A 14,747-nucleotide genomic window follows, 5' to 3' on the forward strand; every position below is an offset into this window, starting at 1 on the left:
TCATGGCTTGCCAGGAGACAATTTCCTGAATTGGGCGGACAGCTCCCGATGTCTCGCCGCCGGTGCGGAAGTTCGGATTCCGGACCTGTCTTCGAGTTAGGTGCGCGTCGGTAGTAGGCTCGCGCCGTTTATTGACGTACATGTGTACCCCCTGTCGGAGGGGGTCGAGCTGGGGGAGGCCATGCGCTTTCGCGGGAAGTCGATCCGCCGGAAGATCGTGGCGCTGCTTCTCGTGCCGCTGGTGTCCCTGATCGCGATCTGGGGCTTCGCCACGGTACTCACAGGGCGGGAAGTGGCCCAGCTCTTCCATGTGTCGTCCCTGGTCGAGGAGATCCGCTACCCCACCGAGGACACTGTCCGCGTCCTTCAGCAGGAACGCCGCCAGACCCTCGTCTACCTGGCCGATCCAAGGGCGTCGGACGCACTGTCCGCGCTCCGCAGCACACGCGACGCCACCGACGACGCCATCATCAAGATCCGTCAGAACGCCAAGGATCCCGACGTCCGCGACGGGCTGGACGCCGACGACGACGAACGCGTCACCGCCCTCCTCGACGCCTTCGACGGCATCGACTCGCTGCGGCGCAGCGTCGAGGAGGGCACCGTGACCCGGTCCCAGGCCCTCGACCTCTACAACCGCCTCATCGACCCCTGTTACGCCCTGCTGGCGTCCGTCGACGGGGTCGACAGCGTGGACCTGGACAAGCAGGCCCGGGCCCTGGTGAACATCACCCGCGCCCGCGAACTGCTCTCCCGCGAGGACGCCCTGCTGGGTTCCGCCCTGGTGGTCGGGAAACTCTCCCGCGACGAGATCCGCGAGGTCTCCGACCTCGTGGCCCAGCGCACCCTGCTGTACGACATCAGCCTGCCGGTGCTGCCCGCGACGGAGCGCGAACGCTACGAGAGCTTCTGGACGAACGCCGCCACCGCCCCCATGCGGTCGGCCGAGCAGGACGTCATCGCTTCCGATCCCGGCGCCCCCCACGCCGTGACCGCCAAGAGCTGGGACGCCGCCGCCGGGAGCGTGCTCGACGAACTCGCCACGCTCGACGACCAAGCGGGCGACCGCTATCAGGACCGCGTCCGCCCGGACGCGATCGGCGTCATCGTCAAGGCAGCCGTCGCCGGCGTCCTCGGGCTGGTCGCGCTGCTCTTCTCGCTCGTGCTGTCCGTGCGCGTCGGCCGCGGTCTCATCCGCGACCTTCGGCAACTGCGCCTGGATGCCCATGAGGCGTCCGGCGTGCGGCTGCCGAGCGTGATGCGCCGACTGTCCGCGGGCGAACAGGTCGACGTGGAGACCGAGGTCCCGCGCCTGGAGTACGACAAGAACGAGATGGGCGAGGTCGGTAAGGCCCTGAACACCTTGCAGCGCGCCGCCGTCGAGGCCGCCGTCAAGCAGGCCGAACTCCGGGCCGGCGTCTCCGAGGTCTTCGTGAACCTCGCCCGTCGCAGCCAGGTCCTCCTGCACAAGCAGCTCACCCTGCTCGACACCATGGAGCGCAGGACCGAGGACACCGACGAACTCGCCGACCTGTTCCGCCTCGACCACCTGACCACCCGCATGCGCCGGCACGCCGAGGGCCTGGTGATCCTCTCCGGCGCCGCCCCCTCCCGGCAGTGGCGCAAACCCGTCCAGCTCATGGACGTCGTACGGGCCGCCGTCGCCGAGGTCGAGGACTACGAACGCATCGAGGTGCGCCGGCTGCCGCGGGTCGCCGTCACCGGCCCGGCGGTCGCGGACCTCACGCACCTCGTCGCCGAACTCCTGGAGAACGCCACGGTGTTCTCCCCGCCGCACACCGCCGTGCAGGTCCTGGGCGAGCGCGTCGCCAACGGCTTCACCCTGGAGATCCACGACCGCGGCCTCGGCATGGCGGCCGACGCGCTCCTGGACGCCAACCTGCGGCTCGCCGAGACACCGGAGTTCGAGCTGTCCGACACCGACCGGCTGGGCCTGTTCGTGGTCAGCCGGCTCGCGCAGCGCCAGAACGTCCGGGTCTCCCTTCAACCGTCGCCCTACGGAGGCACGACGGCCGTCGTCTTCATCCCGGACACCCTGCTGACGGACGACGTCCCGGACACCAACGGCATCGGCTTCCGTCTCGACCGGCCCCAACCCTCCAAGGAGGCCGAGTTCGAGGAATCCCGCCGCACCTCGCTCTCCCAAACGACGGCGCAGGTGCCCGGCCTGCCCCCGGCGCTCCTGGGCGGCCCCGTCGAACTGGAGGCCCCCGTCGACCTCGACGCCCTGAGCGACTTCCCGGACTCGCTGGACGACGAGGACAGCGAGCGCGGCGGACTGTTCCGCCCGCGCCGGTCGGTCGGCCGTACCGACGAGGCGGCCGCGGGCCGCCAGGGGGAGGAAGCGCACGAGGTCCCCGAGACCCGCCGCCCGGCCGACACGGACGACGAACACCTGAACGCCCCGGTCCCGCTGCCCCGCCGCCACACGCCCAAGCTGGTCAGTTCGCACGGACGCCCGGTCACCGAGGAGCGCTCACGGCGCGAGGAGGCGGAGGAGGACTCGACGACGGGCCCGAACCGGTCGCGTGCGCAGGCGGCGGCCCCTCTGCCTGCCCGCCGCCGCGGAGCGGGGCCGCAGCGCCGGGCCGCTGAAGTCGCCGACCGCCTCGACGGGCAGCGCACCGAGGCACCGACATCCTCGGGCCGAGAGTTCGGCGAGCGACCGCAGACCTCTGCGGCGTCCCCGAGCCGCGCGTTCGGGGAGCGGCCCCAGGTACCTGCCCTCCCCAGGCGCACCCGCCGTGACGAGATCGCGTCGAGCGGCCCGAACGAGCCCGGCCGAAACCCCGGCGGTCCCGCGAGGCAGCCGACCGGCTCCGGCCCGGGCGTACAGGGGACCGGCTCAGGCTCCGCTCCACTGCCCCGCCGGGTACGGCAGGCCAATCTGGCTCCGCAGCTGAGGCAGGACGCCGAGCGGCGTACCGACGACAGGGCGGAGCTCGCCGATCGGGACGCCGACGAGGTACGCAGCCGCATGGCCTCGCTCCAGCGTGGCTGGCAGCGCGGCCGCGAGGAGAACGCCGCAGGCGACGACGCACACAGCGGCACAGCACCACAACGAACGACAAAGGGGGACGGTCGATGACCGCACCAAAGGCGACCGGACACAGCACGACCAGCAGGTCCGGCGAGCTCAACTGGCTCCTGGACGACCTGGTGGAGCGTGTAGCGAGCATCCGCAAGGTTCTCGTGCTCTCCGGCGACGGTCTGCCGGTCGGCGTCTCCACGGACCTGACCCGCGAGGACAGCGAGCACCTGGCCGCCGTCGCCTCCGGGTTCCACAGCCTCGCCAAGGGTGTGGGCCGCCACTTCGAGGCGGGCAACGTCCGGCAGACGGTCGTCGAGCTGGACGACGCCTTCCTGTTCGTCACGGCCGCCGGCGACGGCAGCTGCCTGGCCGTGCTCGCGGACGCGGACTCCGATGTCGGCCTGGTGGCGTACGAGATGACGCTTCTGGTCAAGCGGGTCGGTGTGCATCTCGGTGCCGCTCCGCGCACCGATCTGCCCGCAGGCGGGTAGTGAGATGACATGAGCTCAGATGGTCAGGGAAGAAGCCACTGGTTCGACGACGAGGCCGGACCGGTCGTCCGTCCGTATGCCATGACGCGGGGCCGCACCACCAGTGCGGGCCAGCACCGCCTCGACCTCATCGCGGTGGTCGTCACGGAGCGCCACGCGGACGAGGCGGAAGGGGACCACACACTGTCCCCGGAGCACGTGGACATCGTCGAACTGTGCAGCGACGCCCCGCAGTCGGTCGCCGAACTCGCCGCCGAACTCGATCTGCCCATCGGCGTGGTGCGCGTCCTCGTCGGGGACCTCGTGGCCGGTGAATTCGTCCATGTCAACCGGCCCGTACCCCCTGCCGAACTGCCGGACGAGAGCATTCTGCGCGACGTGATCGACGGCCTCAGGGCGCTGTGACCGAACGCCCTGCCCACCAGGGAGGCGGCTGCGTCAGCGCCCTGAGACGCTCGCGCACGGCGTCGGGAAACGGCGTCGCACGGCCCGCCTCCCGGTCGACGTGGAGCGCGAGCAGTTCCGTGGTGGCGACCGGGCCGGCATCCGCTTCCGGCTCGGCCCGGGGGCCGGTGACGACGTACATCTCGTGGGTGAAGCGCGCCTTCTTCCCGGCCGCACCCAGCACGCGCGTGCGTACGGCCAGGTAGGCGCCCTCCGGCACGTCCCGCAGATACCGGATGTGGGACTCGACCGTGTACATCGAGCAGCCGGTGCTCTCGCGGTACCCGGAGTCCATCCCCGTACGTTCCATCAGCGCGTCCGTCGCATGCCCGAAGGCCAGGACGTAGAACGCCTCGCTCATGTGCCCGTTGTAGTCGATCCACTCCGGGCGCACCCTCTCGTGGAACAGCGGCAGCCCAGGCATGCTCACTCGGCACCGGCCCCGGGCAGTCTGCCGGTGGCGCGCAGGACGGCGATGACGCCCTGGTCGCGTTCGGCGACCAGATCGGCGATCGTACGGCCGTCGGCGGCGTCGTCGCAGCCGGCGACGACCGCGTCGTACAGCGCCTTGTCCAGTTCCGGGGCGTCCAGCCGGGTCCACGGGGACTTCAGGGACGGCCCGAAGTGGTCGAGCATGTGGGCCATTCCGCCCTCGCCGCCCGCGAGCGCGAAGGTGAGCATCGGGCCCATGACCGCCCAGCGCAGGCCAGGGCCCTCGGTGATGGACAGGTCGATGTCACGGACCGTCGCCTCACCGTTCGCGACCATGTGCAGGGCCTCGCGCCACAGGGCCTCCTGGAGGCGGTTGGCGATGAAGCCGGGGACCTCTCGGTCCATGGTGATGACGGACTTGCCCGCCACCTCGTAGAAACGGGCCGCCCAGCGCACCGCCTCCGGATCCGTCCGCTCCCCGCCGACGACCTCCACGAGCGGTATGAGATACGGCGGGTTGAACGGGTGGCCGACGACCAGCCGGCCGGGGCTGCCCGCCTCGGTCTGCATGTCGGTCATCGGGTAGCCGGAGGTGGAGGAGGCGATGACGACTCCCGCGGGTGTGGCAGCGTCCAGCTTCGCCAGCAGTTCACGCTTGAGATCGAGCTTCTCCGGCGCGCTCTCCTGCACGAACTGCGCATCCGTCACCGCCTCTTCGAGTGTCGCGGCGACCGTGAGGCGCTCGGCCGAGGCACCGGGGACGAGACCGAGCTGTTCGAGCGCGGGCCACGCCGCGTCGACGAGCCGGCGCAGCCGGGCCTCGGCGTCCGGGGCCGGATCCCAGGCGGTGACGTCGTAGCCACGGGCCATGAAGTGGGCGACCCAGCCGCCGCCGATCACTCCGGCGCCGACACAGGCCACACGGCGTACGTCCTCAGGGGCGGTCGTCGCAACGCGGGCGGGGGAGGGCAGGGGAGCGGAAGTCTCCGTCATCGAGGGCTCCTTGAAGGGGGACCGGGGTGAGGGGGGACCGAGGTGAGGGGGGACCGGGGTGAGGGGTGACAGCTCAGCCGCGGGGCTTGAGTCCGAGCTTGAGGCGAGCCTCGTCGGGAGTCGCGACCCGAGCCCCCAGTGCCTCGACGATCGTCACGGCACGCTCCACCAGCTGGGCGTTCGTGGCCTTCACGCCCTTGCCCAGATAGAGGTTGTCCTCCAGGCCGACGCGCACATGTCCGCCGAGCAGGATCGACTGCGCCACCCAGGGCATCTGCATACGGCCCAGCGCGAAACTGGCCCACTGGGCGCCCTCCGGCAGCATGTGCACCATCGACTGCAGCACGCCGGGGTCCGCGGGCGCGCCCCACGGGATGCCCATGCACAGCTGGAACACGGTCGGATCGTCCAGCAGCCCCTCGGCCAGCAACTGCTTGGCGAACCACAGGTGTCCGGTGTCGAAGATCTCCAACTCGGGCCGCACACCGAGCTCCTGGACGCGCCGGGCGCCGGTGCGCAGCATGTCGGGCGTCGAGACGTAGAGGTTCGACCCGTCGCCGAAGTTGAGCGAACCGCAGTCCAGGGTGCAGATGTCGGGCAGCAGGTCTTCGACATGCGGCAGCCGCTCCAGGCCGCCGACCAGGTCGGTGCCCGGCAGCTGCTTGAGCGGCTCCACCGGGTCGATGACCAGATCGCCGCCCATCCCCGCGGTGAGGTTGATGACGACGTCGGTCCCGGTCTCCTTGATGCGCTCGACGACCTCGCGGTACAGGCGCGGGTCCCGGGAGGGCGCTCCGGTCTCCGGGTCACGGACGTGGATGTGGACTGCGGCGGCACCGGCCTCGGCGGCCTGCACCGCGGAGGCGGCGATCTGCTCGGGGGTGACGGGGACGTGCGGGCTCTTGCGCACGGTGTCGCCGGCGCCGGTGAGGGCGCAGGTGATGATGACATCCTGGTTCATGGCCGCGCTGGTTCCTCTCTGTGCGGAGGGTCGGGCGACGGGAGGTCTCCGACCCTAACGGCGCGGAGACGAAAACCTCAAGAGTTCGTTTCATGATGCGGGCGAGCGTTGCATAAAGTGAACGCCCAGAGGACTCAAATCGCCTGTGCCGCCTTCCCGACCTCCTCCGCCGCCGCCCGCACGAGCGGCCCCAACGCGGCGAACCGCGACTCGGGCACCCGGTCCTGCGGCCCCCAGATGCTGACGACGGCGAACGGTCGGTCGCGGCTGCCGAGCACGGGTGCGGAGACGCCGTAGAGGTTCCGCTCCATCTCGCCCGCGCAGACGCTGTATCCGCGCTCCCGCGTCTGTTCCAGCTCGGCCCGCAGCCGCGTCCGGTCCGTGATCGTGGTGTCCGTGTACGCGTCCAGTGATCCGGTGAGCAGCGACTCCGCCTCCTGCTGGGGCAGCCAGGCCAGCAGGGCCTTGCCCGTGGACGTGGCGTGCAGGGGCACCTGCCGGCCCAGCCACTTGGCGCTCAGCACCACCGGCGGGGTCACCTCGTCGATGTAGGTCAGCCCGAGCTGCTGCACCACGGCGAGGTTGGCGGTCTCGCCCGTCTGCTCGCTGACCCGGCGCAGAGTGCCGTGCGCGCGGCGGATCAGACCGTCGAAGCCGGCGGCCGAGGCCATCCGGGCGATCGTGAAGCCGATCGTGTAGCGGTTGGTGACAGGGCTGCGCTCCACCAGGCCGTACTGCTCCAGCGTGGACAGCAGGCGCCAGGCCGTGGCCCGGTTGAGCCCGCACCGGGCGGCCAGGTTCGAGGCCGTGTCGCCGTCCGGCGCGCTGTCGGCCGTCGCCTGGAGCAGGGTGATGGCCCGCTCCAGCGACTGGACCTTGCCCGACGCCCCGCCTTGCTCGGCTGTGGGTGGGGACTCGTCGGTGTCGGCGGTGGGCTGGGTCTTCGGCATGCGCATCTTCCTCGGCTCTTGGTCGGGTGCCTGCTTGCGAGGCGACTATCTTCGCACTATGCGTTCAGTCATCGCGTTATATGAACGCGCGTATGGTGCGGTATCGCCGGAGGGGTGTGCCGCGCGTCCATCTGTGCCGAGTAGCCTCGACCGGAGTGGATCGGGCGCTGACACAGCCCTCCCGATATGATCCGACTGATCGTCGACGCCCATCTGCGGAACGCCGACCACCAGCCCGCGGATACGGTGCCGAGCAGCGCGATCGGGGAGACGGACGTGACGACAGGCTGGCAGTTCTGGGTCGACCGGGGCGGCACCTTCACCGACATCGTCGCGCGACGCCCGGACGGCCGTCTGCTGACGCACAAGCTGCTGTCGGACAACCCGACGCGGTACGCCGACGCGGCAGTCGCGGGTGTACGCGCACTGCTGGCCGACTCCCCGGACGCCGACTCCCTGGACCGGGTCGAGGCCGTCCGCATGGGCACCACGGTCGCCACCAATGCCCTCCTGGAACGCAAGGGCGAGCGGACCCTGCTGCTCATCACCCGCGGTTTCCGCGACGCCCTGCGCATCGCCTACCAGAACCGCCCCCACATCTTCGCCCGTCGCATCGAACTTCCCGAGCTGCTCTACGAACGCGTCGTGGAGGTCGACGAGCGCATCGCCGCCGACGGCACCGTCCTGCGCGCCCCCGACCCGGACGCCCTCGCGGGCCCGCTCCAGCAGGCGTACGCCGACGGGATCCGCGCCGTCGCCGTGGTCTGTATGCACAGCCACCTCCACCCCGCCCACGAACAGGCCCTCGGACAGCTCGCCGCCCGCATCGGCTTCCCGCAGATCTCGCTGTCCAGCGAGGTCAGCCCGCTGATGAAGCTCGTCCCGCGTGGGGACACCGCCGTTGTCGACGCCTACCTGTCGCCCGTGCTGCGCCGCTACGTCCGGCACGTCGCCGACGAACTCGAAGGCGTGCGGCTGATGTTCATGCAGTCCAACGGCGGTCTCGCCGAAGCCGGGCAGTTCCGCGGCAAGGACGCCATCCTGTCCGGCCCCGCGGGCGGCATCGTCGGCATGGCCCGCATGTCGCAGCTCGCCGGATTCGACCGCGTCATCGGCTTCGACATGGGCGGCACCTCCACCGACGTCTCGCACTTCGCGGGCGAGTACGAACGCGTCTTCACCACGCAGATCGCCGGCGTCCGGCTGCGCGCCCCCATGCTGGACATCCACACCGTCGCGGCCGGCGGTGGCTCGGTCCTGCACTTCGACGGCTCCCGCTACCGCGTAGGGCCGGACTCGGCGGGCGCGGACCCGGGCCCCGCCTGCTACCGGGGCGGGGGCCCACTGGCCGTCACGGATGCCAACGTCGTGCTCGGCCGCATCCAACCCGCCCATTTTCCCAAGGTGTTCGGACCGGACGGCGACCAGCCTCTCGACGAGGAACTCGTCCACGACCGCTTCGCCGCCCTCGCCCGCGAGATCCGCGAGACGACCGGCGACGACCGAACCCCCGAGCAGGTCGCCGAGGGCTACCTGCAGATCGCCGTCGCCAACATCGCCAACGCGGTGAAGCGGATCTCCGTCCAGAAGGGCCACGACGTCACCCGCTACGCCCTCACCACCTTCGGTGGGGCGGGCGGGCAGCACGCCTGCATGGTCGCCGACTCGCTCGGCATCCGCACCGTCCTCGTGCCGCCCATGGCCGGTGTCCTCTCCGCCCTCGGTATCGGTCTCGCCGACACCACGGCCATGCGCGAACAGTCCGTGGAAGCGCCCCTGGAGCCCGCCTCCATGCCCGGCGTCCACAAGACCGCCGACGACCTGGAGAGCGCCGCCCGCGCCGAACTCCTCGCCGAGGAGGTCCCCGAGAACCGCGTCCACGTCACCCGGCGCGCGCAGCTCCGCTACGACGGCACCGACACCACCCTCACGGTCGAGCTGACCGAGCCCGACACGATGAGGCACGCCTTCGAAGAACGTCATCGCGCCACGTACTCCTTCACCCTCGACCGCCCGATCGTCGTCGAGGCCCTCTCCGTCGAAGCCACCGGCATCACCGCACCCCCCGATCTCTCCGCCCTGGCCACCTACCAGGGCCACACCGCCGCACCCGAAACCGCCCGCCTCCACACGGGCGGCGCCTGGCGCGACGTACCCCTTCACCGCCGGGAGGATCTGCCGCCCGGCGAAACCGTCACCGGCCCGGCGATCATCGCCGAGGCCGGCTCGACGACCGTCGTCGACGACGGCTGGCGGGCCGCGACGACCCACGACGGGCATCTGGTCATGGAACGCGCGGCGATTACGCAGAGTTCCGATCTCGACACGAAAGCCGACCCGGTTCTCCTGGAAGTCTTCAACAACCTCTTCATGTCCATCGCCGAACAGATGGGCGCCCGCCTGGAGTCCACCGCCCAGTCCGTCAACATCAAGGAGCGCCTGGACTTCTCCTGCGCTCTCTTCGACCCGGACGGAAACCTGGTGGCCAACGCCCCGCACATCCCCGTCCACCTGGGATCGATGGGCACCAGCGTCAAAGAGGTCATCCAGCGGCGCGGCTCCGGAATGCGGCCGGGAGACACGTACGCGGTCAACGACCCGTACCACGGCGGCACACACCTCCCCGACGTCACCGTGATCACCCCGGTCTTCGACACGGAGGGCTCAGCGGACACGGAGGGTGACCGGGAGATCCTCTTCTACGTCGCCTCCCGTGGCCACCATGCCGAGATCGGCGGCATCGCTCCCGGTTCCATGCCGGCCAACAGCAGCACCATCGAGGAGGAAGGCATCCTCTTCGACAACTGGCTGCTGGCCGAGAACGGCCGCTTCCGCGAGGAGGAGACCCTCCGCCTGCTCACCGAGGCGCGCTACCCCTCCCGCAACCCGAAGACCAACCTCGCCGACCTGCGCGCCCAGATCGCCGCCAACCAGAAGGGCGTCGACGAAGTCGCCCGCATGATCGAACACTTCGGCCTCGACGTCGTCCAGGCGTACATGAAACACGTCCAGGACAACGCCGAGGAAGCCGTGCGCCGGGTCATCGACGCCCTGGACGACGGCGAGTACGCGTACGAGACCGACTCCGGCGCCGTCATCCGCGTACGCGTGCGCGTGGACCGCGAAAACCGCTCCGCGACCGTCGACTTCACCGGCACCTCGGCGCAGCTCACCACCAACTTCAACGCCCCGTACTCGGTCGTCAACGCGGCCGTCCTGTACGTCTTCCGCACCCTGGTCGCCGACGACATCCCGCTCAACGACGGCTGTCTGCGCCCGATCGACATCGTTGTGCCGCCGGGCTCGATGCTCTCCCCCGAGCCGCCGGCCGCCGTCGTCGCCGGCAACGTCGAGACCTCGCAGGCCATCACGGGCGCCCTCTACGCGGCACTCGGCGTCCAGGCCGAGGGCTCCGGCACCATGAACAACGTCACCTTCGGCAACGACCGCCACCAGTACTACGAAACCGTCGCCTCCGGATCCGGCGCGGGCGACGGCTTCGCCGGCGCGCTCGTCGTCCAGACCCACATGACCAACTCGCGGCTCACCGACCCCGAGGTCCTGGAGTGGCGACTGCCTGTGCAACTCGACGAGTTCGCCGTCAGGCGTGGCAGCGGCGGGGCCGGACGGTGGCACGGCGGGGACGGCGCGGTGCGCCGTATCCGGTTCCATGAGCCGATGACCGTCTCCACGCTGTCCCAGCACCGCCGGGTACCGCCGTATGGTATGGCGGGCGGCGAACCCGGCGCCCTGGGTGCCAACCGCGTGGAGCACGCGGACGGCACGGTCACCGAACTCGGCGGAAGCGACGCGGCGGACGTCGGCCCCGGCGACGTACTCGTCATCGAAACCCCCGGCGGCGGAGGCTACGGCCCACCGTCTCCCCACCCCCACCAAGCAGGAGAAGAGATCGATGATCTTCGGGCGTTCTGAGCGCGGCAAGCCCCCGGTGGAGCCCGTCACGCTCAAGATCCTGGTGGCCGGCGGCTTCGGCGTGGGCAAGACCACGCTCGTCGGCGCCGTCAGCGAGATCAGGCCGCTGCGCACTGAGGAACTGCTCACCGAGGCGGGACGCCCGGTCGACGACACCAGCGGCGTGGAAGGCAAGCACACCACCACCGTGGCCATGGACTTCGGCCGCATCACGCTGCGCGATGACCTCGTGCTGTACCTGTTCGGGACTCCCGGTCAGGAGCGGTTCTGGTTCATGTGGGACGAGCTCTCCGAAGGCGCGCTCGGCGCCGTCGTACTCGCCGACACCCGCCGCCTGGAGGACTGCTTCGCCGCGGTCGACTACTTCGAGCGGCGGTCCATACCCTTCGTCATGGGCGTCAACTGCTTCGAGGGAGCCACCCGTTACCCGGCCGAGGATGTACGCCAGGCCCTCGACCTCGACGACGACGTACCGCTGTTGCTGTGCGACGCGCGCGACCGGCAGTCCGTCAAGGAGGTCCTCATCGGCGTGGTCCGGCACGCGATGGCGTACACGGCGGGGCACCGCCAGAGCGTCACGACGTGACGTGGTGCGGCCCGCACCCTCGCCGACCGGGGTGCGGGCCGCTGCTTGTGGCGTCACGCACGCGCGCGTGGCCGGTGGGCGCCGTCCACGGAGCGCCGTCTAGCTGTCGCCGTCCTCCTGCCAGCCGAAGCTCTTCTCCACGGCCTTGCGCCAGTTGTGGTACTCGCGGTCGCGCACCGACGCCTCCATGGCGGGCGTCCACTCGACGTCCTTCTGCCAATGGGCCTTGAGTTCGTCCAGGTCGTTCCACACGCCGGTGGCGAGCCCGGCGGCGTACGCGGCGCCCAGACAGGTCGTCTCGGAGACCTTGGGCCGGATGACCGGCACGCCGAGCACGTCCGCCTGGTGCTGCATGAGGAGGTTGTTCTTCGTCATGCCGCCGTCCACCTTCAGGGTGGTGATCCGCACCCCGGAGTCCTGGAACATGGCGTCCACAACTTCGCGCGTCTGCCAACTCGTCGCCTCAAGGACCGCGCGCGCGAGGTGCGCCTTGGTGACGTACCGGGTGAGCCCGGTGACGACACCGCGCGCGTCGGAGCGCCAGTACGGCGCGAACAGACCGGAGAACGCGGGCACGATGTACGCGCCTCCGTTGTCCTCGACGCTCGCCGCCAGGGGCTCGATCTCATCGGCCGTACGGATGATGCCGGGCTGGTCGCGGAACCACTGCACCAACGCGCCCGTGATGGCGATCGAGCCCTCCAGGCAGTAGACGGGCGCCTCACTGCCGATCTTGTAGCCCATCGTCGTCAGCAGCCCGCTCTTCGACTTCACCGGCCGGTTGCCGGTGTTGAGCAGCAGGAAGCTGCCCGTGCCGTAGGTGTTCTTCGCCGTGCCCACGTCGTAGCAGGCCTGCCCGAACACCGCGGCCTGCTGGTCACCCAGGGCGGAGGCGACCGGTACGCCGGAGAGCTGGCCGACGGCCGTGCCGTACACCTCGGCGGACGACTTGATCTCGGGCAGGACGGCCTCGGGCACGTTCATCGCGGACAGGATCGACTGGTCCCACTGGAGGGTCTCCAGGTTCATCAGCATGGTGCGCCCGGCATTGGTCACGTCGGTGACGTGCCGTCCGCCGTCCGTGCCGCCGGTGAGGTTCCAGATCAGCCAGGAGTCGATGGTGCCGAAGGCGATCTCGCCGCGCTCGGCGCGATCCCTGAGACCGGGCACGTTGTCCAGCAGCCAGGCCGCCTTGGGACCGGAGAAGTAGCTCGCCAGCGGCAGGCCGGTCTGTTCGCGGAAACGGTCCTGCCCGTCCGAACCGCCCAGTTGGTGGCACAGCGCCGCGGTACGCGTGTCCTGCCACACGATCGCGTTGTGCACGGGCTTGCCCGTCGCGCGGTCCCACAGGACCGTCGTCTCGCGCTGGTTGGTGATCCCGAGCGCGCTGAGCTGGTCGGCGCGCAGCCCCGCCTTGGCGATCGCCCCGGCGACCACCGCCTGCACCTTGGACCAGATCTCCGTGGCGTCGTGCTCCACCCACCCCGGCTTGGGAAAAATCTGGCGGTGTTCGCGCTGGTCGACGGCGACGATCGCGCCGTTGTGGTCGAAGACGATGCAGCGGCTGGAGGTGGTGCCCTGGTCGATTGCGGCGACGAACTTGTCCGTCATGACGTCCCCTTCGTCGGTTCCTTCAGAAGGCTGCGTTGAAGGCTGACTTGAATCAGAAGGCTGCGTTGAAGATGAGGCCGGACAGCGCCCCGCCGATCAGCGGCCCCACCACCGGAATCCACGCGTAACCCCAGTCCGACGTGCCCTTGTTGGGGATCGGGAGCAGGGCGTGGACGATGCGGGGCCCCAGGTCACGGGCCGGGTTGATGGCGTATCCCGTGGGACCGCCGAGCGACAGGCCGATGCCGACCACCAGGAAGGAGACGATCAGGATCGCGGTTCCGGACTCGCCGAGCCCCTTGGTGAGTCCGAAGGCCAGGATCGGCAGCACCAGGCCGACGGTCGCGATGATCTCGGTGAGGAGGTTCGCCACGGGATGGCGGATCGCGGGCGCGGTGGAGAAGATTCCGAGCGTGGGCTGAGCGATCTCCTCCTCGGCGTTGGCCTGGAACTGCGCGAAGTAGACCAGCCAGCACAGGACCGCCCCGAGCATGGCGCCCACCATCTGCCCCGCTGTGTAGATCGGGACCTTGTTCCAGTCCCCGGTGTCGATGGCGATACCGATCGTCACGGCCGGGTTGAGCTGACCGCCCGACAGGGGCGCGGCGGTGTACGCGCCGGCCATCACGCCGAAGCCCCAGCCGAACGCGATGACGACCCAGCCGGCGTCCTTCGCCTTGGAGTAGTTCAGTACGACGGCGGCGACGACTCCGGCGCCGAAGAGAATCAGGATCGCCGTACCGATGACCTCACCGACGAAGATGTCTCCGTTGCTCATGGCGGCTCCTAGGCCCTGGCCCGGGACGATCGCCCCGGTCTTCCGTGCAGGGTGCGGTTCCCTTGGCGAACAGCCGAGGGCAGGGAGGATCCCGCGCCCCGCCCGGCGTCCACGACGAGCGTGCCGTCGCAGCCGAATCGCCCGTGGGGGTACCGGACTCGGCTCAGGTGGGCCCGCGCGGCGCAGTGCCTGAATACGCCGAGAATGTACGGCGATGTCGACCGACACCGGAAGTGTTCACCGGCGTCCAGGGAGCGTCAAGGTCGCTGACGGCAACGGTTGGAAGCCATACGACGGGACCGGAGCCCGCCTGCGACGGATCGGCTCGGGGGCTGCAGAGGGCTGGGGCGGACTCGGGCGAGCGGGCGGGCGGCTGGGGCGGACTCGGGCGGCTCGGCAAGCTCACAGGGGCCGGCGAGGGCGGCCGTGGGGCGGCAGTGCCAGGGCGGGAGCCGACGGGATGGCGGGGTCCGGTGTGTCTGCCGGGGGTGGTGGGAGCTGTGTGTCTGTGGGGTT

The 14,747-nt window shown here is 70.3% G+C and carries 11 protein-coding genes; 5 read left to right on the forward strand and 6 right to left on the reverse strand.

What is annotated here, in order from left to right; translation table 11 throughout:
- Positions 1 to 181: 181 nt before the first annotated feature.
- Genes AB0I77_RS38005 through AB0I77_RS38015 form a run of 3 tightly spaced genes read left to right on the forward strand, consistent with a single transcriptional unit; the run spans position 182 to position 3,948 of the window.
- Positions 182 to 3,109, forward strand: coding sequence for a nitrate- and nitrite sensing domain-containing protein (locus AB0I77_RS38005; protein ID WP_363287360.1), 2,928 nt, complete (start codon positions 182 to 184; stop codon positions 3,107 to 3,109).
- The gene (locus AB0I77_RS38010; RefSeq protein ID WP_363287361.1) at positions 3,106 to 3,543 is read left to right on the forward strand and encodes a roadblock/LC7 domain-containing protein; all 438 of its coding nucleotides are present in this window, start codon (positions 3,106 to 3,108) and stop codon (positions 3,541 to 3,543) included. The genes AB0I77_RS38005 and AB0I77_RS38010 overlap by 4 nt, the downstream gene beginning before the upstream one ends.
- A gap of 9 nt (positions 3,544 to 3,552) precedes the next feature.
- A complete protein-coding gene (locus AB0I77_RS38015; protein ID WP_363287362.1) occupies positions 3,553 to 3,948 on the forward strand; it encodes a DUF742 domain-containing protein in 396 nt (131 codons plus the stop codon).
- Here AB0I77_RS38015 and AB0I77_RS38020 read toward each other — a convergent pair.
- From AB0I77_RS38020 to AB0I77_RS38035, 4 genes are all read right to left on the reverse strand, one after another.
- Positions 3,935 to 4,411, reverse strand: a complete 477-nt coding sequence (locus AB0I77_RS38020) for a thioesterase family protein (protein ID WP_363287363.1) — start codon at positions 4,409 to 4,411, stop codon at positions 3,935 to 3,937. The genes AB0I77_RS38015 and AB0I77_RS38020 overlap by 14 nt on opposite strands.
- A 2-nt stretch (positions 4,412 to 4,413) precedes the next feature.
- A complete protein-coding gene (locus tag AB0I77_RS38025) occupies positions 4,414 to 5,412 on the reverse strand; it encodes a 3-hydroxyacyl-CoA dehydrogenase NAD-binding domain-containing protein (RefSeq protein WP_363287364.1) in 999 nt (332 codons plus the stop codon).
- 73 nt (positions 5,413 to 5,485) lie between these two features.
- On the reverse strand, positions 5,486 to 6,373 hold the full coding sequence (locus AB0I77_RS38030) for a 3-keto-5-aminohexanoate cleavage protein (protein ID WP_363287365.1): 888 nt from the start codon (positions 6,371 to 6,373) through the stop codon (positions 5,486 to 5,488).
- Between the two features lie 134 nt (positions 6,374 to 6,507).
- Complete coding sequence (locus AB0I77_RS38035; RefSeq protein ID WP_363287366.1) at positions 6,508 to 7,323, reverse strand: IclR family transcriptional regulator; 816 nt, start codon at positions 7,321 to 7,323, stop codon at positions 6,508 to 6,510.
- 186 nt (positions 7,324 to 7,509) lie between these two features.
- Here AB0I77_RS38035 and AB0I77_RS38040 point away from each other — a divergent pair, with 186 nt between their 5' ends.
- A complete protein-coding gene (locus AB0I77_RS38040; protein ID WP_363287367.1) occupies positions 7,510 to 11,256 on the forward strand; it encodes a hydantoinase B/oxoprolinase family protein in 3,747 nt (1,248 codons plus the stop codon).
- Entirely contained in the window at positions 11,237 to 11,842 is a 606-nt protein-coding gene (locus tag AB0I77_RS38045; protein ID WP_363287368.1) for an ATP/GTP-binding protein, read from the forward strand. Before AB0I77_RS38040 ends, AB0I77_RS38045 begins: the two co-directional genes overlap by 20 nt.
- Positions 11,843 to 11,941: 99 nt before the next feature.
- On the opposite strand, the gene glpK is transcribed toward AB0I77_RS38045, so the two are convergent.
- Both glpK and AB0I77_RS38055 read right to left on the reverse strand, forming a co-directional pair.
- Positions 11,942 to 13,453 (reverse strand): glycerol kinase GlpK, encoded by a 1,512-nt coding sequence (gene glpK, locus AB0I77_RS38050; RefSeq protein ID WP_363287369.1) that lies wholly within the window; start codon positions 13,451 to 13,453, stop codon positions 11,942 to 11,944.
- A 52-nt stretch (positions 13,454 to 13,505) separates the two neighbouring features.
- On the reverse strand, positions 13,506 to 14,231 hold the full coding sequence (locus tag AB0I77_RS38055; protein ID WP_363287370.1) for an MIP/aquaporin family protein: 726 nt from the start codon (positions 14,229 to 14,231) through the stop codon (positions 13,506 to 13,508).
- Between the last annotated feature and the right edge of the window lie 516 nt (positions 14,232 to 14,747).

Source organism: Streptomyces sp. NPDC050619 (genome assembly GCF_040654815.1).
Taxonomy (GTDB): Bacteria; Actinomycetota; Actinomycetes; order Streptomycetales; family Streptomycetaceae; genus Streptomyces.